General features: G+C 61.5%; 20 protein-coding genes and 1 tRNA gene. 12 read left to right on the top strand and 9 right to left on the bottom strand.

Features of this window, described 5'->3' with window-relative positions:
- From APH42_RS05605 to APH42_RS05590, 4 genes are all read right to left on the bottom strand, one after another.
- Positions 1–186, bottom strand: a 186-nt coding sequence (locus APH42_RS05605) for an NADH-quinone oxidoreductase subunit A (RefSeq protein ID WP_374701040.1), incomplete at its 3' end; no start/stop codon positions are given.
- 381 nt (positions 187–567) lie between these two features.
- Positions 568–1230 (bottom strand): lysoplasmalogenase, encoded by a 663-nt coding sequence (locus tag APH42_RS05600; RefSeq protein WP_060492895.1) that lies wholly within the window; start codon positions 1228–1230, stop codon positions 568–570.
- A gap of 157 nt (positions 1231–1387) precedes the next feature.
- The gene (aceA, locus tag APH42_RS05595; protein ID WP_012273289.1) at positions 1388–2713 is read right to left on the bottom strand and encodes an isocitrate lyase; all 1326 of its coding nucleotides are present in this window, start codon (positions 2711–2713) and stop codon (positions 1388–1390) included.
- Positions 2714–3170: 457 nt separating this feature from the next.
- On the bottom strand, positions 3171–3971 hold the full coding sequence (locus tag APH42_RS05590) for a secretin N-terminal domain-containing protein (RefSeq protein ID WP_171577256.1): 801 nt from the start codon (positions 3969–3971) through the stop codon (positions 3171–3173).
- A 192-nt stretch (positions 3972–4163) separates the two neighbouring features.
- Here APH42_RS05590 and APH42_RS05585 point away from each other — a divergent pair, with 192 nt between their 5' ends.
- The gene (locus APH42_RS05585) at positions 4164–5606 is read left to right on the top strand and encodes a SulP family inorganic anion transporter (RefSeq protein WP_060492894.1); all 1443 of its coding nucleotides are present in this window, start codon (positions 4164–4166) and stop codon (positions 5604–5606) included.
- A 72-nt stretch (positions 5607–5678) separates the two neighbouring features.
- Here the strand turns inward: APH42_RS05585 and fusA are convergent, their stop codons facing one another.
- Entirely contained in the window at positions 5679–7799 is a 2121-nt protein-coding gene (gene fusA / locus APH42_RS05580) for an elongation factor G (RefSeq protein ID WP_060492893.1), read from the bottom strand.
- A gap of 73 nt (positions 7800–7872) precedes the next feature.
- Positions 7873–8298, bottom strand: coding sequence for a hypothetical protein (locus APH42_RS05575; protein ID WP_012273285.1), 426 nt, complete (start codon positions 8296–8298; stop codon positions 7873–7875).
- Between the two features lie 159 nt (positions 8299–8457).
- Here APH42_RS05575 and APH42_RS05570 point away from each other — a divergent pair, with 159 nt between their 5' ends.
- Positions 8458–8760 (top strand): hypothetical protein, encoded by a 303-nt coding sequence (locus APH42_RS05570; protein ID WP_012273284.1) that lies wholly within the window; start codon positions 8458–8460, stop codon positions 8758–8760.
- A gap of 3 nt (positions 8761–8763) precedes the next feature.
- Here APH42_RS05570 and APH42_RS05565 read toward each other — a convergent pair whose 3' ends face one another.
- Together APH42_RS05565 and APH42_RS05560 are read right to left on the bottom strand one after the other, a co-directional pair.
- Positions 8764–10014, bottom strand: a complete 1251-nt coding sequence (locus tag APH42_RS05565; protein ID WP_060492892.1) for an aspartate aminotransferase family protein — start codon at positions 10012–10014, stop codon at positions 8764–8766.
- 121 nt (positions 10015–10135) lie between these two features.
- The gene (locus APH42_RS05560) at positions 10136–11032 is read right to left on the bottom strand and encodes a LysR substrate-binding domain-containing protein (RefSeq protein ID WP_012273282.1); all 897 of its coding nucleotides are present in this window, start codon (positions 11030–11032) and stop codon (positions 10136–10138) included.
- 255 nt (positions 11033–11287) lie between these two features.
- Here APH42_RS05560 and APH42_RS05555 point away from each other — a divergent pair, with 255 nt between their 5' ends.
- The 3 genes from APH42_RS05555 (at position 11288) to APH42_RS05545 (ending at position 14008) form a co-directional block, all read left to right on the top strand.
- Entirely contained in the window at positions 11288–12670 is a 1383-nt protein-coding gene (locus APH42_RS05555; RefSeq protein ID WP_012273281.1) for an amino acid permease, read from the top strand.
- Between the two features lie 57 nt (positions 12671–12727).
- Positions 12728–13225 (top strand): PaaI family thioesterase, encoded by a 498-nt coding sequence (locus tag APH42_RS05550; RefSeq protein ID WP_012273280.1) that lies wholly within the window; start codon positions 12728–12730, stop codon positions 13223–13225.
- An 87-nt stretch (positions 13226–13312) separates the two neighbouring features.
- Complete coding sequence (locus tag APH42_RS05545) at positions 13313–14008, top strand: glutathione S-transferase N-terminal domain-containing protein (RefSeq protein WP_060492891.1); 696 nt, start codon at positions 13313–13315, stop codon at positions 14006–14008.
- Between the two features lie 12 nt (positions 14009–14020).
- Here the strand turns inward: APH42_RS05545 and APH42_RS05540 are convergent, their stop codons facing one another.
- Complete coding sequence (locus APH42_RS05540) at positions 14021–15637, bottom strand: inorganic phosphate transporter (protein ID WP_012273278.1); 1617 nt, start codon at positions 15635–15637, stop codon at positions 14021–14023.
- Positions 15638–15764: 127 nt separating this feature from the next.
- Here APH42_RS05540 and APH42_RS05535 point away from each other — a divergent pair, with 127 nt between their 5' ends.
- The 7 genes from APH42_RS05535 to APH42_RS05505 all read left to right on the top strand — a co-directional run bounded on the left by APH42_RS05535 (position 15765) and on the right by APH42_RS05505 (position 20366).
- Positions 15765–16151: a DUF488 domain-containing protein gene (locus tag APH42_RS05535; RefSeq protein ID WP_012273277.1), complete on the top strand. Its 387-nt coding sequence runs from the start codon at positions 15765–15767 to the stop codon at positions 16149–16151.
- 10 nt (positions 16152–16161) lie between these two features.
- Positions 16162–16593, top strand: a complete 432-nt coding sequence (locus APH42_RS05530; protein ID WP_012273276.1) for a GNAT family N-acetyltransferase — start codon at positions 16162–16164, stop codon at positions 16591–16593.
- Between the two features lie 118 nt (positions 16594–16711).
- Positions 16712–17101 carry a helix-turn-helix domain-containing protein gene (locus tag APH42_RS05525; protein ID WP_012273275.1) on the top strand — a complete coding sequence of 130 codons (390 nt, stop codon included), beginning with the start codon at positions 16712–16714 and terminating at the stop codon, positions 17099–17101.
- A 63-nt stretch (positions 17102–17164) separates the two neighbouring features.
- Complete coding sequence (uvrY, locus tag APH42_RS05520) at positions 17165–17803, top strand: UvrY/SirA/GacA family response regulator transcription factor (protein ID WP_023047491.1); 639 nt, start codon at positions 17165–17167, stop codon at positions 17801–17803.
- A 6-nt stretch (positions 17804–17809) separates the two neighbouring features.
- Complete coding sequence (gene uvrC / locus APH42_RS05515; protein ID WP_041166546.1) at positions 17810–19633, top strand: excinuclease ABC subunit UvrC; 1824 nt, start codon at positions 17810–17812, stop codon at positions 19631–19633.
- Between the two features lie 33 nt (positions 19634–19666).
- Positions 19667–20227 (top strand): CDP-diacylglycerol--glycerol-3-phosphate 3-phosphatidyltransferase, encoded by a 561-nt coding sequence (pgsA, locus tag APH42_RS05510; protein WP_060492890.1) that lies wholly within the window; start codon positions 19667–19669, stop codon positions 20225–20227.
- Positions 20228–20290: 63 nt separating this feature from the next.
- Positions 20291–20366, top strand: a tRNA-Gly gene (locus tag APH42_RS05505).
- The last annotated feature ends 178 nt before the right edge of the window (positions 20367–20544 follow it).

Raw genomic sequence — 20544 nt, 5'->3', positions numbered from 1 at the left:
CAGGCGCAGGCGGGCACTGCCGACGGGCAGCATGCCGGATTCGAAGGGTTCGTTCTTGGCGCGGCCCCAGGCCTTGCTACCGAGCAGGCTGGACAGGCCGAGCATGAAGGCACACAGGCCGACGACACCCAGGAGGAAGATGGCAAAGCCCCAGTTGTGGGCGATGAGTCCTGCCGAATCGGACATGCTAGAGATCCTTATACAGAGACCCAGCTCTGCAGTCTGAAATAAGTAAAGCGGCGACGTGGTGTCGCAGGTGCAGTGACCAAATGTCGCAGCTGAATCAATCGCGCTGATTTTATGGGTAAACCCGGTGCAAGTAAAATTTCTGTCGCAAATTTATTCGTAGGATTAAGAACAAAACACGCGTGTAACTGGCTGAAAGCCTTGATATTCGGGCATTGCGTGCGCTTTTGTTAATTATGTTTCTTGCGACTGGTAACGAATTACAAGTTTCGGAATGATAATTAATATCATTTGGCCTGATGCCTTTTAATTTGGCTGTACTGTGCCTTGTAAAGTTCATCTGGCAGTTCCCTCTACTTGCAAATGCGAAAGCCTCCTGTTCTAGCAGCTGCTGGCGTCGTGCGCACCGCTCTGGGTCAATACTTTATCGTTTGAGCGATGACTGGCTGATGAAGCAATCGCCCACTGGCCGAGCCAGTAGGTGAGGATGATCAGGTAGGGCGCGGCGGCGAACGGGCTGACGAAGCGGTCGATGCCGATCAGGCTGTCGGAGAGCACGAACAGGCAGGCCCCGGACGCGGCCATTCCACCGCATGCCAAGGCGCGCCAAAGCATGGCGCTGATGGCTATCGCGTATAGTGCGACCGGGATCAGCAGCGGGCCAAGGCCATGGGCGGCCAGTACGCCCAGTAACGTGATGCCAATGATGGCGCTGAATGCGAGTGCGGGCAGGGCGGGGCGCAAGGTAATGCCGCAATAGGCGCGTAGATAGGCAAGGTGGGCGCAAAGGAAGGCGGCCAGGCCGAAAACGAACAGGTCCGCAGGGGTGGCCAGCAGGATATCGCCGAGCACCGAGAAGCCCAGGCCGATAGAGATCCACCTGCCATAAGGTGAGGGTGGTGCGCCGCGCAGCCAGGCAATAAGTGCCAAGACGGGAATGGGCTTGGCCAGAAGGGCGAGCAGCGTATTGTCGCTGGCCAGTGCATATATATAGAGGGCCGCGGCGGTCAGGGCGAGAATCATCAGGTGGCTTGGACGAGGCATGGGGCGGTCCTTGCTACTGTGCTGCCCCAAGCATAGACCTGATTCTGGGTTTTGCCGTTCTCGGATGTTTGTCGCTCCTACTGGAGGCGCGCAGGCAAAAAAAGAAAGGCCCGAGGCTTTCACAAGTCTCGGGCCTTTCTTCAGTAGCAACCCACCATCAGTGGAACTGCTCTTCCTCGGTGGAGCCGGTCAGTGCAGTCACCGACGATGCGCCACCCTGGATCACGGTGGTCATGTCGTCGAAGTAGCCGGTGCCCACTTCCTGCTGGTGCGCCACGAAGGTGTAGCCTTTGCTGGCGTCAGCGAACTCCTGCTCTTGCAGTTTCACGTAGGCGGTCATGTCGTTGCGGGCGTAGTCGTGCGCCAGGTTGAACATGCCGTGCCACATGTTGTGGATGCCAGCCAGGGTGATGAACTGGTGTTTGTAGCCCATGGCCGACAGCTCGCGCTGGAATTTGGCGATGGTGGCATCGTCCAGGTTCTTCTTCCAGTTGAAGGACGGCGAGCAGTTGTACGACAGGATCTGGTCCGGGTATTCCTTCTTGATCGCTTCGGCGAAGCGGCGGGCTTCGTCCAGGTCCGGCTTGGCGGTTTCACACCAGATCAGGTCGGCGTACGGCGCGTAGGCCAGGCCGCGGGAAATTGCCTGGTCGAGGCCGGCACGTACCTTGTAGAAGCCTTCACGGGTACGCTCGCCAATCACGAACGGCTGGTCGTACGGGTCGCAGTCGCTGGTCAGCAGGTCGGCGGCGTTGGCGTCGGTGCGGGCCAGGATGATGGTCGGTACGCCCGACACGTCAGCTGCCAGGCGCGCGGCCACCAGCTTCTGTACGGCTTCCTGGGTGGGTACCAGTACCTTGCCGCCCATGTGGCCGCATTTTTTCACCGAGGCCAGCTGGTCTTCGAAGTGCACGCCGGCGGCGCCTGCTTCGATCATGTTCTTCATCAGCTCGTAGGCGTTCAGTACGCCGCCGAAACCGGCTTCAGCGTCGGCCACGATTGGTGCGAAGTAGTCGATGTAGCCTTCGTCGCCTGGGTTCTTGCCGGCTTTCCACTGGATCTGGTCGGCGCGGCGGAACGAGTTGTTGATGCGCTTGACCACGGTCGGTACCGAGTCGACCGGGTACAACGACTGGTCAGGGTACATCGACTCGGCCGAGTTGTTGTCGGCGGCAACCTGCCAGCCGGACAGGTAGATGGCCTGGATGCCGGCCTTGACCTGCTGCACTGCCTGGCCACCGGTCAGGGCGCCCATGCAGTTGACGAAATCTTTTTCTGGGCGGAAGGATGGGTGGGCACCTTGGGTGACCAGCTTCCACAGTTTTTCTGCACCCTGACGGGCCAGGGTGTGCTCTGGCTGCAGGGAGCCACGCAGGCGAACGACATCAGCGGCGGTGTAGGTACGGGTCACGCCTTTCCAGCGCGGGTTCTCGGCCCAGTCTTTCTCGAGGGCTGCAATTTGCTGTTCGCGTGTCAGTGCCATGGAAATAAACCTCGTCGCATCGATCTTGGGTTAATTGTGCTGATGCTCGGGTGCAGATCAGGGCGCTTGGCGGCTGTCCTGTTCGCAGGAGTGCGGCGGCGAACGCGAAGGCTCGAAGGGGAAGGGTGGGCAGGCCAGGCGAAGGTGTGCTCCGGCAGGTCGGCTCGTGGTTGCCTTGCTGCGGTGCTACGCGATTGCCAGTACTGCGGTGATGCGCTTCCGTCCCTCGGGACAACTTCTTCGTTGCAGTCGCAATCCCGTCGAACCGCCTTGTGGGCCGTATAGACACGAGACGCCTCCAGGGGTGGGGAGGAGCACGCCTCGAAGGCCCTTGCCAGGGCCCCTGATTAGCGGGAGCGAGGCCATCATGCCCTTGGGAAAAAGACCCTGTCAAATGTTTTGTAGTGGTTTTTTCTACTTACTACATCTTTGGTCTAATGCGACTTGGCAGTCAGTTTCAAGGCCTTTGGTCGAGGCCTTGAATTGCCTGGGATCCGTCGAGAAGGTCGACTTTGACACGTAATGTCATGTTTTCCCCGCGCTGGGTGCTGTAACTACGGCTTGACGTACTCCGGTCGGCTTGGCTCTGCTGGTTGTAGCCTGCCAGGGTGATCCATTCACCCAGCCTGCCGGTGACTGTCGTGTCGGTACTTTGAACTTTCACTACATCTGCACGTTCCTGGCTGATGCGGTCGTTATTGGTGCTTATTTGCAGGCGAACCGTATCGCCGCTCAGGCTTGGTGTGACGTAGAAACCTTGGGTCACGTTGCGGTATTCGGTGTTGCTCTGGATGCGCCCGTAGCCGTCGGTGCTGGTGCTGGTGATCGGGATGCTCTGGCCAACCTGGATCAGCGCTGGCTGGCCTTCGCTGGCTTGCACTTGCTGCATGCCGCCGTCGCGGTTGCTGGTGCCGTAGTGGATGACGCGTGCATTGCCACGGTTATCCTGGAAGTTGCTGTCGTTGTTGTCGACGCTGATCAGCAGGCGCTTGGGGGCGGTGTCCAGCTGTTGCAGCAGGGCGCGCAGGTCGTCGATGCGCTCGGGGCTGGCGTTGACGATCAGTTTGTTCTCGAAGGCGCTGACCGTACCGTCCTTGCCGATGAATGCCTGTGCGGCAGGTAGCAGTTCGGCGCTGGCGCGGTGCTGCAGCGGCACCACCTCGGTGGCGGCCTGGGCGGCGTAGCTGGCAACGAGCAGCAGGGAAGCGAAAAGGGGGCGTAGCGGCATGTCCATGATCTCCGCAGGTGGAATGATCATGATGGCAAATTTGCCTGGGTTGTGCCGGTTCCAGATCACAAGTTGTCTTTTGTCTACGTTTACCCAGCGCGCCAGGCGAGCATGGGTGCCTGACGCTGCAAAGCCGAGAGCGGTGGCCGCTGTCAGACAAATTCCGTAACATCGCGCCCCTCGTTTTTGTAACGTCCGCCCGGACCGCACCACAGGATGTCCATGAAGCCCGCCCGACTACGCGCCGACCTGCTCGCCGGCCTGACCACCGCGTTCGCCCTTGTGCCCGAATGCATCGCTTTTGCCCTGGTGGCCCACCTCAACCCGCTGATGGGCCTGTATGGCGCGTTCATCATCTGTACCCTGACTGCGCTGTTCGGCGGTCGACCCGGAATGATCTCCGGCGCCGCTGGCTCGATGGCGGTGGTGATCGTCGCGCTGGTGGTGCAGCACGGTGTGCAATACCTGTTGGCCACGGTGCTGCTGGGTGGCGTGGTGATGATCCTGTTCGGCCTGTTGAGGCTGGGCAAGCTGGTGCGCCTGGTGCCTTACCCGGTCATGCTGGGCTTCGTCAACGGCCTGGCAATCGTCATTGCCATGGCCCAGCTCGAGCATTTCAAGGACGGCGATCACTGGCTCTGTGGCGCGCCGCTGTACTTGATGATCGGTTTGGTGGCACTGACCATGGTGGTGGTCTACCTGCTACCCAGGCTGACGCGTGCGGTGCCGCCGGCGCTGGTGGCGATTCTCGGTGTCGGCCTGCTGGTGTACCTGTTGGGCCTGCCCACCCGTACCCTGGGCGACATGGCGCATATCGCCGGCGGCCTGCCAGGGTTGGCGCTGCCGGATGTGCCCTGGAATCTGCACACCCTGAAGGTCATTGCCCCCTACGCGGTGTTGATGGCCATGGTCGGCCTGCTGGAAACCCTGCTCACCCTCAACCTGACCGATGAAATCACCGAGAGCCGTGGCTTTCCGGACCGCGAGTGTGTGGCATTGGGTGCCGCCAACATGGTCTCGGGCCTGTGCGGTGGCATGGGTGGCTGCGCGATGATCGGGCAGACGGTGATCAACCTCAGCTCCAATGGCCGTGGCCGGTTGTCGGGCGTAGTGGCCGGGGTGATGATCTTGCTGTTCGTGTTGTTCCTGTCGCCGCTGATCGAGCGTATTCCGCTGGCGGCGCTGGTGGGGGTGATGTTCGTGGTGGCTCAGCAGACCTTCGCCTGGGCGTCGCTGCGGGTGCTCCACAAGGTGCCGGTGAACGATGTGCTGGCGATCATTGCGGTGACCGTGGTCACGGTGTTCACCGACCTGGCCACGGCAGTGCTGTTCGGTATCATCATCGCGGCGGTGAACTTTGCCTGGCAGCATGCGCGAGAGCTGTATGCCGACAGCCATGAGGATGGCGAAGGGGGCAAGCATTACCAGGTGCATGGCACGCTGTTCTTTGCCTCGACCACACCGTTCCTCAACCAGTTCGACCCGGCCAACGACCCAGGCAAGGTCACGCTTGACTGCCAGCATTTGAGCTTTGTCGACTACTCGGCAATCGCGGCGTTGAAAACACTGCGTGAGCGCTATGCCAAAGCGGGCAAGCAACTGCGGGTGGTGCATTTGTCGGAGCGGTGCAAGAAGCTGTTGAAGCGGGCAGGCGAGCAGCACTGAGGCTTGCAGGGTTGGGTGGCCAGCCCTCCAGGGGTTTGGCGAAAACTGGAGGACTGGAGCGCCATCGGAGGGTTAGGTTTTGGTTTTGCCCTGGCTCTTGCTGATGATCGTCTCGACAATGTTTGCCGGTGCCTCGGCGTATTTGGTGAACTCCATCGTGTAGCTTGCGCGCCCTTGGGTCATCGAGCGCATTGAGGTGGCATAGCCGAACATCTCCCCCAGTGGTACTTCGGCGCGAATCACCTTACCTGCAGGCGTCTCGTCGCCGTCCTGGATCATGCCTCGGCGGCGGCTCAGGTCGCCCATGATGTCCCCCTGATACTCTTCGGGCGTAACCACCTCGACCTTCATCACCGGCTCCAGCAGCACCGCGCCGCCTTTCTGCGACAGCTGCTTGGTGGCCATCGACGCGGCGATCTTGTAGGCCATTTCGTTGGAGTCGACGTCGTGATAGGAACCGTCGAACACCGCGGCCTTGAGGTTGATCAGCGGGTAACCGGCAAGTACGCCGTTTTTCATTTGTTCTTCGATGCCTTTCTGGATTGCCGGGATGTACTCGCGCGGCACTACGCCGCCGACAATCTCGTTGACGAATTCCAGGCCCTCCTTGCCCTCATCGCCAGGCGCAAAGCGGATCCAGCAGTGGCCATATTGGCCGCGCCCGCCGGACTGGCGGACGAAGCGCCCCTCGATCTCGCAGGTGTTGCGGATTTTTTCGCGGTAGGCCACCTGCGGCTTGCCGATATTGGCTTCGACATTGAACTCGCGGCGCATGCGGTCGACGATGATGTCCAGGTGCAATTCGCCCATGCCGGAGATGATGGTCTGACCGGTTTCTTCATCCGTACGTACGCGAAACGATGGGTCCTCCTGGGCCAGCTTGCCCAGGGCGATACCCATTTTTTCCTGATCGGCCTTGGTCTTCGGTTCCACGGCCACGGAAATCACGGGGTCGGGGAAATCCATGCGTTCCAGGATGATCGGTTTGTCGATGTCGCACAGGGTGTCGCCGGTAGTCACATCCTTCATGCCGATCAGTGCGGCGATGTCGCCGGCGCACACGTCCTTGATTTCGGCGCGCTGGTTGGCGTGCATCTGTACCATGCGGCCGATGCGTTCCTTCTTGCCTTTGACCGAGTTGAGTACCGCGTTGCCTGAACTGAGCACACCGGAGTACACGCGGGCGAAGGTGAGGGTGCCAACAAAGGGGTCGGTGGCAATCTTGAAGGCCAATGCCGAAAATGGTTCCTTGTCGTCGGCGTGGCGCTCCAGGTGTTTTGCTTCGTCATCCGGGTCGGTGCCTTTGATCGCCGGGATTTCGGACGGGGCGGGCAGGTAGTCGATGACGGCATCGAGCATCAGCGGCACACCCTTGTTCTTGAACGATGAACCAAGGATGGTCGGCACGATTTCGTTGGCGATAGTACGCTGGCGCAGGGCAGCCTTGACCTCGTCGATGCTAAGTTCCTCGCCGTCGAGAAACTTCATGGTCAGCTCGTCATTGGCCTCGGCCGCCGCTTCGAGCATGTGCGCGCGCCATTCGTCGGCCAGCGCCTTGAGCTCGTCGGGGATCTCTTCTTCGCGATAACTCGTGCCATGGTCGTCATCGTTCCAGTAAATGGCCTTCATCTTCACCAGGTCGATCTGGCCAATGAAGTTCTCTTCACTGCCGATGGCGAGCTGTATCGGCACCGGGTGGTGCCCCAGGCGCTTGTCGATCTGTTTGACCACGCGCAGGAAGTCGGCGCCCTGGCGGTCCATCTTGTTGATGTAGGCCAGGCGTGGCACATGGTATTTGTTGGCCTGGCGCCAGACTGTCTCGGACTGCGGCTCTACCCCGTCAGCACCGCTGAAGACCACCACCGCACCATCGAGCACGCGCAACGAGCGTTCCACCTCGATGGTGAAGTCGACGTGGCCGGGGGTATCGATGATGTTGAAGCGGTACTTGTCGGGGAATTGCTTGGTCGAGCCTTGCCAGAAGGCCGTGGTCGCCGCCGAGGTGATGGTAATGCCGCGCTCCTGCTCCTGGGCCATCCAGTCCATGGTCGCGGCGCCATCGTGCACCTCGCCCATCTTGTGGTTGACCCCGGTGTAGAACAGGATCCGCTCGGTGGTCGTGGTCTTGCCGGCGTCCACGTGGGCGACGATGCCGATATTGCGGTACAGCTCGATGGGCGTTGTGCGGGCCATGGCGGACTACCTGCGAATGGGCGGATTCCACCACGTTAGCAGACCGGTGGAATCCTGCCGTGCCGCCGGGCCGTCAGTCGGCCTGGGCTTGCAGCATCCATTGGCCATCCACTTCACGGGCCAGGCCGCTGGCCGGCAGCAAGGCCAGCAGGCGCGCGTGCAGGGCGTCTTCGGTAAAGGTCTTGAGGGTGGTCAGGTCCAGCACGCCGATCAGGTTGAGGTCGGCTTTGGTGTAGGACAGCCAGGCCTTTTTCAACACCTGGCCGACGTCGCTGCCGGCGGTGCTGGCGAAGCGGCGGTGCCACTGGCGGCCCTCGAAGGTGAAGTCGTGCGCGTGGCTGTAGGTGCTTGGGTCGGCACCTTCAAGGCAGCGGTGGCAGCGGCACGGGCCTTCGCCGAAGGCGTTGCGCAGGTAACTGTTGAAGTCCACGACAGGCTTGAGGGACAGGCGTTTGTCGACGTCGAACAGGTCGGCGATCAGGGGTTCTTCGGCGCTCACTCGGGATCCTCGTGTGGTGTGGCGTGCATCGGCGGGCACCCTAACAGATCGGGGCAGGCAGATCACCTTTTGCTGGCGATGAGGCCAGTAGAGACAACAGGGGCCGCCTGCCGTACTCTACGCGCCCATACGCCTACACACCCAATGAGGTAACCCCGCTTGAGCACCCAGTACCCGTACACCGCCACCGTGACCATCAGCGCCGAAGACCGTGGCGGAGATACCGAGGCCTCGGAAAACCCCAACATGCGCGTTGGCCTGGAGGCGGTGACCGAAACCCTGAAAAAGGTGCATTTCGTCGGTACGCTCGCGGCCCCAGAAAAAAGCGCCACGCATATCTGCGTGACCTTGGAAAACGGCCTGACCTACTACGGCCCGATCGTCAATGGCCACGCTGAGCTCGAAGGCGGCTGGATTGCCTTCGAGTCCGACATGCTCACCCCGCAAGAACTGGGTCTGTAAACCTCAGTTCAGCTCCGTCAGGCACTGCTCGAGGATATCCAGGCCTTCTTCGAGCACCTCGGCCTCGATGGTCAGGGGGGCCAGCAGGCGGATGATGTGCCGCGCTTTGCCGCTGGGCATCAGCAGCAGGCCCTTGGCCCGCGCCGCCTCCATCACCTTGGCCAGTTGCGCCGGTGCCGGGCTGCCGTCGGCATTGACGAACTCGATACCGCGCATGGCGCCCACGCCGGTCAGGCGGCCGATGTACGGGCTCAGGCCCGAGGACTTCCAGCGCTCGACACGGCTGACGATCGCCTGCTCCTGGCGCTCACCCCAGGTGGCGACGTTTTCGTCGGTCATCTGCGCCAGGCTGGCCAGGGCTGCCGCACAGGCAATCGGGTTGCCTGAATAGGTGCCACCCAGGCCGCCCTTGGGCAGCGATGCCATCAATTCCTTGCGCCCGACCACCGCACCCAGTGGCATGCCACCGGCAATGCTCTTGGCCAGCAGCAGCAGGTCGGGCTCGATGCCCAGGCGCGGGAAGGCGAAGCGCTGGCCGGTGCGGCCAAAGCCCGACTGGATCTCGTCGATGATGATCAGGATGCCGCGCTCGTCGCAGAAGCGGCGCAGGGCCTGGGCGAAGGCCGGGTCCAGGGCGAGGAAGCCGCCTTCGCCTTGTACCGGTTCGAAGATGAACGCTGCCACGTCTTCCACGGCCAGCTCGACGCTGAACAGGCGGTCCATGGCCTTGAGTGCCTGTTCGCAGGTCACCCCGGTGTCGGCGCTGGGGTAGGGCAGGTGGTACACCGGCCCGGGCAGTTCTCCGACCCGTTGCTTGTAAGGGGCGACTTTGCCGTTGAGGTTCAAGGTGGCCAGGGTGCGCCCATGGAAGCCACCGTCGAAGGCGATGATGGCGCGCTTGCCGGTAGCGCCGCGGGCCACTTTCAGGGCGTTTTCCGCTGCTTCCGCGCCGCTGTTGGTGAGCATGCCGGCCAGTGGGTAGCTGACGGGCACGAACTGGCTCAGCTGCTCCATCAACGCCAGGTACGGGCCGTGAGGTGCCGCGTTGAAGGCGTAGTGGGTCAGGCGGGTGGCCTGGGCCTGGATGGCCTCGACCACGGCCGGGTTGCAGTGGCCCAGGTTGAGTACACCGATACCGCCGACAAAGTCGATATAGCGTTTGCCGTCGGTGTCCCAGACTTCGGCATTGCGGCCATGGGAAAGTGTGATCGGGTGAACGATGGCGATGGATTGGCTGATACTTTCCTGGTTCATGGGCACGCGGGACCTTTGTTCGAGTTTCTTATTATCCAAGCGTGTCGGGGGGGTATTTCGCAAACGAATTATTCGATTGCGGTCATTCCCTGGATTCGTGATCTGGCCGGGATCGGTTGAATCAGTCCCCCTCAGCCACCCGTTCGCGAATCCACTGCACAAAAGCCCTGATCTTCGGCACTTCGGCCGCATGCTCGGCATGGGCAATGAAGTGCCGGCCATTGCTCGCCACCGGGTGGTCCCAAGCCACCACCAGCTTGCCCTCGCTCAGTTCTTCGGCCACCAGGTAGCGTGGTATCAGGGCAATGCCGCAGCCGGCAATGGCCGCCCGGATGCACAGGTAGAACGTGTCGAAGCGCGGCCCGTGGTAGCTGTTCTGGCTGTGCAGCCCCAGCCCCAGAAACCACTCATGCCAGGCTTCCGGCCGCGACACGCACTGCAGCAGGCGGTGCTCGGTCAGCGCCTGGGCGCTGTCGAATCGGTGATTGGCCAGCAGTTGCGGGCTGCAGACGGGCACCACTTCTTCGCTGAACAGCTCGATGCAGGTTGCACCAGGCCAGGTGCCCTGACCGAAGAAAAAGGCGATGTCGGCCTTGGCCTGTACCAGGTCGAACGGTTCCAACTCATTGCGTACATCCAGGTGAATGCGTGGGTAGCGGTCGCCAAAACCCTTGAGCTTGGGCACCAGCCAGCGCGCGCCGAAGGTGGGTTGGGTGGCGATGCGCAGCACTTCGGTTTCGTCGCCGTAGCTGAGGATGTAGCGGCTGGAGATGTCGATCTGGGTGAGGATCTTGTTCACTTCGGTGAGGTACAGCGCGCCGGCCGGGGTCAGGTGCAGGCGCCGTCGAATGCGCTGAAACAGCGAGTGCGAAAGCATGTCCTCAAGCTGCGCCACCTGCTTGCTGACAGCGCTCTGGGTCAGGTGCAGTTCCTGGGCCGCACGGGTGAAACTGAGGTGGCGGGCGGCCGCTTCGAAGCACTGAAGGGCGGTGGTCGAAGGCATCAGGCGTTTGGACATGACGGGCAAATACCGAGCAAAAAAGGATGAAGTTCATTCCAAAACGGAATCATGTGGTTCGAAAAGGTCGTTTGTTGACCCCGGCCTATAGATTAATACTGACCTGGATCAACGATTACAACCGGTCATGCGAAGAGGAGGTCAGTACCCGCTTCCGGCATCTGCAAAACAACAACAACGACAATCAGAAATTTATAAGAATTCTGCTCCGACCTTCAGCCGCTTTGCTGCGGCCGACCCATTCGAGGGTTCTTCATGGCTTCGCAAGACAACAAGAAACAGCGTTCCCTGCAACACGGCCTGACCTCCCGTCAGGTGTCCATGATCTCCATCGCCGGCATCATCGGCGCCGGCCTGTTCATCGGTTCTTCCAACGCCATCGCCACCGCCGGCCCGGCCATCCTCATTTCCTACGCCATGACCGGCTTGCTGGTCCTGCTGGTGATGCGCATGCTCGGCGAAATGGCCATCGCCAACCCCAACAGCGGCTCGTTCTCCACCTATGCCTCGGAGGCCATCGGCCCTTGGGCGGGCTTTACCATCGGCTGGTTGTACTGGTGGTTCTGGGTACTGATCATTCCGGTGGAAGCCATTGCCGGCGCTGACATCCTGCACGCCTACTTCCCTGGCGTGCCGTCCTGGCTGTTCGCCTTCCTGATCATGCTGGTGCTGTCGGGTACCAACCTGGTCAGCGTGAAGAACTTCGGTGCCTTCGAGTACTGGTTCGCGCTGGTCAAGGTGGTAGCGATCATCGGCTTCATCGGGGTGTGCACCTTGGCGGTGTTCGGCTTCTGGCCGCTGGCTGAAGTCTCTGGAGTCAGCCGGCTGTGGGACAACGGTGGTTTCATGCCCAATGGCTTCGGGACGGTGTTGGGGGGCGTACTGATCACCATCTTCTCGTTCTTCGGTGCCGAAATTGTCACCATCGCGGCTGACGAAACCGCCAACCCGAAAGACAAGATCCGCCGCGCCACCAACCTGGTGGTGTATCGCATCGCCATCTTCTACCTGGCGTCGATCTTCCTGGTGGTGTCCCTGGTGGCCTGGAACGACCCAGCGCTCAAAGCAGTCGGCTCGTTCCAGCGCGTGCTGGAAGTGCTGAACGTGCCGGGCGCCAAGCTGCTGGTCGATCTGGTGGTACTGGTGGCGGTGACCAGTTGCATGAACTCGGGGCTGTACACCGCGTCGCGCATGCTCTACTCGCTGGGTGCTCGTGGTCAGGCGCTGAGCGTGACCAAGCGCATTTCCGGTTCCGGCGTGCCGACAGTGGCGGTGATCTTCTCTACCCTGGCAGGCTTTGCCGGCTGCCTGGTCAACTATGTGTTCCCTGGCAAGGTGTTCGGCTTCCTGTTGTCCACCACGGGGGCCATCGCCCTGCTGGTGTACCTGGTGATTGCCGTATCGCAGCTGCGCATGCGTGCTCGTGCCGAACGTGAAGGGCGCCCGCTCGAGCTGAAGATGTGGCTGTTCCCGTGGCTGACCTGGCTGGTGATCGGCACCATCGTCATGGTGCTGGGCTACATGCTGTTCAGCGATGCCTACCGCTATGAAACGCTGATGACTGCGGGGGTTACTGCGTTCATCCTGCTGGTTTCGCTGACCCAGCGGCGTGCCAATGTGGTTGCCCAGACGGCCTGATGTTTCTGTTTTAATGGGGGCGTTGCGCGCCCCCATATCAATAAGCACAGGAAGCGTATGAACGACCAACCCCTTTCCCTTCAGGCCCTCGCGGCGCCGGAGGGTACCTGCTACGGCTGCGGCTGTTCCCACCCAAGCGGCCTGCACCTGCAAAGTCACTGGGACGCCGACGGCGTTCACCTGTTGTGCCGGCACTCGCCCGACAGCACCTTCATTGGCTGGCCCGGCCTGGTTTACGGTGGCCTGCTGGCGATGCTGGTCGACTGCCACTCCAACTGGACAGCCATGGCCTACCACTACCGCAACGAAGGCCGCGAGCCCGGCAGCCTGCCACGTATAGACTGCGTTACCGGCACACTTAACCTGACCTACCTGAAACCTACGCCGATGGGTGTAGAGTTGCTGCTCAAGGCGCGTGTGGAGGGCGAAGTGGGTCGCAAGAGCCGGGTTATCTGCGAAGTTTGGGCTGGCGACGTGCTGACCGTGAGTGCCGACTCGGTGTTCGTGCGTGTGGATACCGAAAAACTCAAGCTCAAGGCCCATGGCCAGGCCTGAGTTGCCCGCGCTGATGAGTGGTCGGTGATGGTCACCGGCCGGGGATGTCTCTAGAGTGACAGGTTCATCCCCCAGGCAAGGTTGATCATGACCGATCTCAGTGCTTTCCCCATTACCCGCAAGTGGCCCGCCAAACACCCTGAACGCCTGCAGCTGTACTCGCTGCCGACGCCCAATGGCGTCAAGGTGTCGATCATGCTCGAGGAAATCGGCCTGGCCTATGAGCCGCACAAGGTCAGCTTCGACAACGATGACCAGTTGAGTGCCGAGTTCATCTCACTCAGTGCCAACAACAAGATCCCTGCCATCCTCGACCCCAACGGGCCGGGCGGCCAGCCGCTGCCGCTGTTCGAGTCGGGGGCGATTCTGCAGTACCTGGCAGAGAAGAGCGGCCAGTTGCTCAGCCAGGACCCGGCCCAGCGTTACCAGACCCTGCAGTGGCTGATGTTCCAGATGGGCGGCATCGGGCCGATGTTTGGCCAGGTCGGTTTCTTTCACTTCTTTGCTGGCAAGGAATATGAAGACAAGCGCCCGCGTGACCGCTATGTCAACGAGTCCAAGCGCCTGCTGGGTGTGCTGGATCGGCACTTGAAAGGGCGGGAGTGGATGGTTGACGAATACAGCATCGCCGACATCGCCATTTTCCCGTGGGTGCGTAACCTGGTGGAACGTTACAACGCCCGGGAGTTGGTCGGTTTTGATCAGTTCAAGGACGTGCAGCGGGTGCTGGCCGCGTTCCTCGAGCGGCCGGCGGTGCAGCGCGGCCTGAAAATCCCCGCCTGATCACCCCGCTGGCTAGAAGATCTGGTTCAGCAGCCAGTACAGGCTCCCTGCCAACAGCATTGCCGCTGGCAGGGTCAGCACCCAGGCCATCAGCAGATTGATCAGCGTGCGCTTCTGAAGCCCCGAGCCATTGGCAACCATGGTCCCGGCTACCCCCGAACTCAGCACATGGGTGGTCGAAACCGGCAGCCCGAACATGTCCGCTGCGCCAATGGTGCACATAGCCACCACTTCGGCCGAAGCCCCTTGGGCATAGCTGAGGTGGGTCTTGCCGATCTTCTCGCCAACCGTGACCACAATGCGCCGCCAGCCCACCATGGTCCCCAGCCCCAGCGCGATGGCCACGGCCACCTTCACCCACAGCGGGATGTAGCGAGTGGCGTCGTCCAACTGGGTCTTGAACAGCTGCACATGGTTGCGGGTGTCGGCATCGAATGCCACCAGCCGGTTTTTCTCCATGAGGCGGATGGCTTCACTGGTCAGGTACATGTCGTTGCGCACGTTGGCCATGGCTTCGGCGGGGACGCGCTTGAGCGAACCGTAGCCTTTGACCTGTTCGCCGATCATCCCGGTGAGTGCGGCCAATGCCGGGACCAGTTGCGGGCTGGCCTTGGGTTCGGCAATGAACAGGGTGAGTACCTGGCGTGGGTCGGCCGGGGCCGCATGCGGGTCGCTGCGCAGCAAGGCCTGGCGGGTTACTTCGGCGACGGCAGAAAACTGCAGGGCCTGCTCATTGGGCATGGTCTTGTTCAGCGCGTAAGCCATCGGCAGGGTGCCCACCAGAATCAGCATGATCAGGCCCATGCCTTTCTGGCCGTCGTTGGAGCCGTGGGCGAACGATACCCCGGTGCAGGTCAGGATCAGCACCCCGCGGATCCACCAAGGCGGAGGGGTGCGGCCTTCTGGCGCCTGGTACAGCTCTTTGCGTTTGACCAGCGCGCGCAGGGCCAACAGCAGGAGGGCAGCGCAGGCAAAACCGATCAGCGGCGAAAACAGCAAGGCATACCCCACCTTGCTGGCCTGGGCCCAGTCCACCCCGCTGGTGCCGTCGCGCCCATGCATCAGTGCATTGGCCACGCCCACGCCGATGATCGAGCCGATCAGGGTGTGCGAGGACGACGCCGGCAGGCCCAACCACCAGGTGCCAAGGTTCCAGATGATCGCCGCCAGTAGCAGGGCGAAGACCATGGCGAAGCCGGCTGACGAGCCAACCTGCAAAATCAGTTCTACTGGCAGCAGGGCGATGATGCCGAACGCCACCGCGCCGCTGGAAAGCAGCACCCCCAGGAAGTTGCACAGCCCGGACCATACCACCGCTATCGGTGCCGGCAACGAATGGGTGTATATCACCGTGGCTACCGCGTTGGCGGTGTCGTGGAAGCCGTTGACGAACTCGAAGCCCAAGGCAATCACCAGCGCCAGGCCCAGGAGCAGGAAGGGTGTGACCGTGGTGATAACCGTGCCGCTGGCGGTTACATCCTGCTTGAGGCTCCAAGCGGTGTAGGCGATGCCTGCCAGCAACAGGCCGAAGAACAGCACCAAGGTGGCACGCCCGGGCTTGTGGGCGAGCTGCGGGCGGGAATCGCGTTGGGCCAGTTGCGGCTGGCTGGCCACTGACGGGGTTGCCATGAGGGCTCCGGTTGGCGTGGGCGAAGTTGCCAAAGGCCTTGAGCATAGAAACAATTGGCGAGTCGGCCGTGACCTCGATCAATGAATTATCTAGGCTCAAGACGGACGGTAATGGCAGGAGCAACCCATGATTCGCTGCAAGCGTGTCTACGATGCGGTCGCGGATGAAGATGGCCAGCGCGTGCTGGTCGACCGCCTGTGGCCGCGCAACAAACGCAAGGAAGACCTGCACGGGGAGTGGTTGCGCGAGGTGGCACCCTCGGCAGAGTTGCGCAAGGCATTTCATCAGGGTGAGATCGATTTTGCCGGTTTTACCCAGCGCTACCAGCAACAGCTGGCGGCCCACCCCGAGCACTGGTATCCGCTACTGGACATGGCTGGCAAGGGTACGCTGACATTGCTTTTTGCCGGCAAGGACACCGAGCACAACAATGCCCGAGTGCTGGCCGAGTGGCTGGAAGACGAACTGGACCGGCGTGGGCCTGGTAGTTCGCCAGTCTGTTATGCCCGATGAGCGATAAGCGATGCCCTTACAGTTAACCCCCGCCGACGACACCCACTGCACCTTCGCCCGTGACCTCACTCGCCGGGCCATGTTGCCGTACTACCGCGAATACGACCTGCTGTGGATCGAAGAGGCCTTCGACGAAGCCTGGGGCTGGCGTGAACAGTGGCTGGTGACCGAAGGTAGCACCCTGCTGGGTTTTTGCAGCCTCAGCCAGGACCGACAGGCGCTGTTCATCCGCGAGTTGCACCTGTTGCCCGAGCACCGTGGGCGTGGGGTCGGTGGCTGGGTGTTGGAACAGCTGGCGCTGTGGGCCAGGCAACGGCGCCTTGCGCTACTGCGGCTGATGGTGTTTCGCAGCAACCCGGCCCGCTTGCTGTACCAGCGCCACGGCTTCGTCGAAATGGGGGCGGACGATTGCTTCGTACGTATGCAGCGGGTAATCGGCTAATAGCTAAATGATGGCTTGTCGCGACTGCAGAGCAGGGGCATAGTGGATCCACACGTTTACGGCTGCCTGCAGGTGGGTAGGCCGTGCATGACGGCGATCAGGGAAGAGGAGAAGCCCTATGAATGGAATCGGTCCACGGCTGCGGGAAGAGCGTGAACGGCTGGGCATGACCCAGCGCGTATTTGGCGATATCGGCGGGGTCGAGCCCAATGCCCAGGGTAAGTACGAAAGCGGTGAGCGCACGCCGCGGGTCGACTACCTGGCGGCACTGGCGGCCAGGGGTGTGGACGCGCTGTACGTGCTCAGCGGCCTGCGTACCCCTGCACCGCTGCAAGGCTTGAGCACCGACGAGTCGGGTTTGCTGGGGGCTTTTCGACAATTATCGCTGGACGATCAGGCGGCGCTCTGGCATCTGTTGGGGCGGTTGGCCGACAACGCCAAGCCTAGGCAAACAGTGAGGCCGCTTACCGTTGAACGTCAGGCTTTTCTGAAGGAAGTAATGCGCTAGGCCCACCGGGAAAAATTTTGTTAAGGTGGCGGGATCCAATCGCCCTGTTTACGAGGTGTGTGCTTGATTAGGGTCTTAGTGGTCGATGATCACGATCTGGTACGAACCGGTATTACCCGCATGCTGGCCGACATCGATGGCTTGCAGGTGGTGGGTGAGGGGGATTCAGGCGAGTCGGCACTCAAGCTGGCCAGAGAGCTGAAACCGGACGTGGTGCTGATGGACGTGAAAATGCCAGGCATCGGCGGGCTGGAAGCCACCCGCAAGCTGCTGCGCAGCCACCCGGACATCAAGGTGGTGGCGGTGACGGTGTGCGAGGAAGACCCGTTCCCCACACGTTTGCTGCAGGCCGGCGCTGCTGGCTACCTGACCAAGGGCGCAGGCCTCGATGAAATGGTTCAGGCTATTCGCCTGGCTTTTGCCGGCCAGCGTTACATCAGCCCGCAGATTGCCCAGCAGCTGGCGCTGAAACCGTTCCAGCCACAGGGCTCGCCGTTCGACACATTGTCCGAACGGGAAATCCAGATTGCCCTGATGATCGTCGGCTGCCAAAAGGTGCAGATCATCTCTGACAAGTTGTGCCTCTCGCCCAAGACCGTCAATACTTACCGTTATCGGATCTTTGAAAAACTCTCGGTCACCAGCGACGTCGAACTGACCTTGCTGGCCGTTCGCCACGGTATGGTTGACGCAAGCCTGTAACCCCCCATGTCCCAAGATTTTGATGCCAGCGCATTCCTGGCGACCTGCAGTGGTCGCCCAGGCGTTTACCGGATGTTCGACGGCGAGGCCCGGCTGCTTTACGTGGGCAAGGCCAAGAACCTGAAAAAGCGTCTGGCCAGCTATTTTCGCAAGACCGGCCTGGCGCCCAAGACTGCCGCCTTGGTCGCGCGTATCGCCCAGGTCGAAACCACCATCACCGCCAACGAAACCGAGGCGTTGCTGCTGGAGCAGAACCTGATCAAGGAATGGCGGCCGCCCTACAACATTCTGCTGCGCGACGATAAATCCTACCCCTACGTGTTCCTGTCCGACGGTGAGTTCCCACGATTGGGCATTCACCGTGGGGCGAAAAAAGCCAAGGGCCGCTACTTCGGCCCTTACCCCAGCGCCGGGGCGATCCGCGAAAGCCTCAGCCTGCTGCAAAAGGCCTTTTCCGTGCGCCAGTGCGAAGACAGCTACTACGCCAACCGCACCCGGCCATGCCTGCAGTACCAGATAAAGCGCTGCAAAGGGCCTTGTACCGACCTGGTGAGCGCTGAGGAATACGCCGAGGACGTGCGCCATTCGGTGATGTTCCTGGAGGGCCGTAGCCAGCAACTGGGCAACGAATTGAATGCCGAAATGGAAAAGGCCGCCATGGCCCTCAATTTCGAAAAAGCCGCCGAACTTCGTGACCAAATCGCGCTGCTGCGCCGCGTGCAGGACCAGCAGTACATCGAAGGCGGCAACGGCGATGTCGACGTGATCGCGGCCTTCGTCAACCCAGGTGGTGCCTGTGTGCACTTGATCAGCGTGCGTGGCGGACGAGTGCTGGGTAGCAAGAACTTCTTCCCGCAGGTGGGCATCGAAGAGGAAGTGGCCGAGGTCATGGCCGCCTTCCTTTCCCAGTACTACCTGGGCAACGCAGAGCGCGAATTGCCAGGCGAGTTGATCGTCAACGTTGTTCACGAAGACTTCGACGCCATTACCGAGGCACTGCACACACTGCGTGGCCGCGAGCTGACCATCAGCCACCGGGTGCGTGGCACCCGCGCCCGCTGGCAGCAGCTGGCGGTGACCAATGCCGAGCAGGCGCTGAATGCCCGCCTGGCCAACCGTCAGCACATGGCGGCACGTTTCGAAGCCCTGGCTGAAGTGCTGGGCCTGGACGAAGTGCCACAACGCCTGGAATGCTACGACATCAGCCACTCCAGTGGCGAAGCCACTGTGGCCAGTTGCGTGGTGTTCGGCCCCGAAGGCCCGCTGAAATCCGATTACCGGCGCTTCAATATCGAAGGCGTCACGGCGGGTGACGACTACGCCGCCATGCACCAGGCCCTGACCCGTCGCTACGGGCGTATCAAGGATGGCGAGGGCAAACTGCCTGACGTGCTGCTGGTGGACGGCGGCAAAGGCCAGCTGAACATGGCCCGCGACGTGATGCAGGAGCTGGGCTTTACCGACCTGACCCTGCTCGGTGTGGCCAAGGGCGTAACGCGCAAGGCGGGTTTCGAAACCCTGTACCTGAACGACGTGCACCACGAATTCACCCTCAAAGGCGATTCCTCGGCGTTGCACCTGATCCAGCAGATCCGCGACGAAGCCCACCGTTTTGCCATCACCGGCCACCGCGCCCGCCGTGGCAAGGCCCGTCGGGTGTCCAGCCTTGAAGATGTAGCCGGGGTAGGGCCGAAGCGTCGCCGCGACCTGCTGAAACATTTCGGCGGCCTGCAAGAGCTCAACCGCGCCAGTATCGATGAAATAGCCAAAGCGCCCGGCATCAGTAAAAAGCTTGCCGAATCAATTTATGCCAGCCTGCATAGCGAGTAGAATGCCGGGCTCAACTTGCAGCCAGTCGTACCGATGAATATTCCAAACCTGCTCACCGTTCTACGCGTCCTGCTCATCCCGATCTTCATTCTGCTGTTCTATGTGCCTTATCACTGGAGCTATATGGCCGCCAGCAGTGTGTTCGCCGTCGCCGCCGCCACCGACTGGCTGGACGGCTACCTGGCGCGTCGCCTGCAGCAGAGCACGCCGTTCGGTGCCTTCCTGGACCCTGTGGCCGACAAGCTGATGGTGGCGGTGGCCTTGGTGCTGCTGGTGCAAACCCACGCCAACTTCTGGCTGACCCTGCCTGCGGCAGTGATCATCGGTCGCGAAATCGTGGTGTCGGCACTGCGCGAGTGGATGGCCGAGCTGGGCGCACGGGCACATGTGGCGGTGTCCAACCTTGGCAAGTGGAAGACGGCGGCGCAGATGCTCGCCCTGGTGATTCTGTTGGCCAACCCGCCGGCAGTGACCTTCTGGGTGATCCTGGGCTACGGCCTGCTGCTGGTGGCGGCGGGGCTGACGCTGTGGTCGATGGTGCATTACCTGCTGGCTGCCTGGCCGCACCTGCGCGAAGGCTCGGAACAAAAATAAAACTTTTTTGAATCAAGGGGTTGACGCTGTTTTAGAAATCGCTAGAATGGCTCCCATCACGACGCGGGAATAGCTCAGTTGGTAGAGCACGACCTTGCCAAGGTCGGGGTCGCGAGTTCGAGTCTCGTTTCCCGCTCCAGATAGTGATCTACAGACTTCTACTGACGTCTGTAAGTCGTTGAAAAGAGGGGCTTTGGCCCCTTTTTTCATTCCAGCGAGCGCCACGGAAATCCACCCACAGCTACCGTTTTTGAGTGACCAATTGAGGCACAAGAATACGGTTGGGACGGCTACCGGATAGTTGCTGGGGCTGAGCG

Origin of the sequence: Pseudomonas sp. NBRC 111140 (genome assembly GCF_001320885.1) — a bacterium.
In the GTDB taxonomy this organism is placed as follows: domain Bacteria; phylum Pseudomonadota; class Gammaproteobacteria; order Pseudomonadales; family Pseudomonadaceae; genus Aquipseudomonas; species Aquipseudomonas putida_P.
The sequence above is the reverse complement of the archived record's forward strand: the minus strand, read 5'-3'. Positions and strand labels throughout refer to the sequence as shown.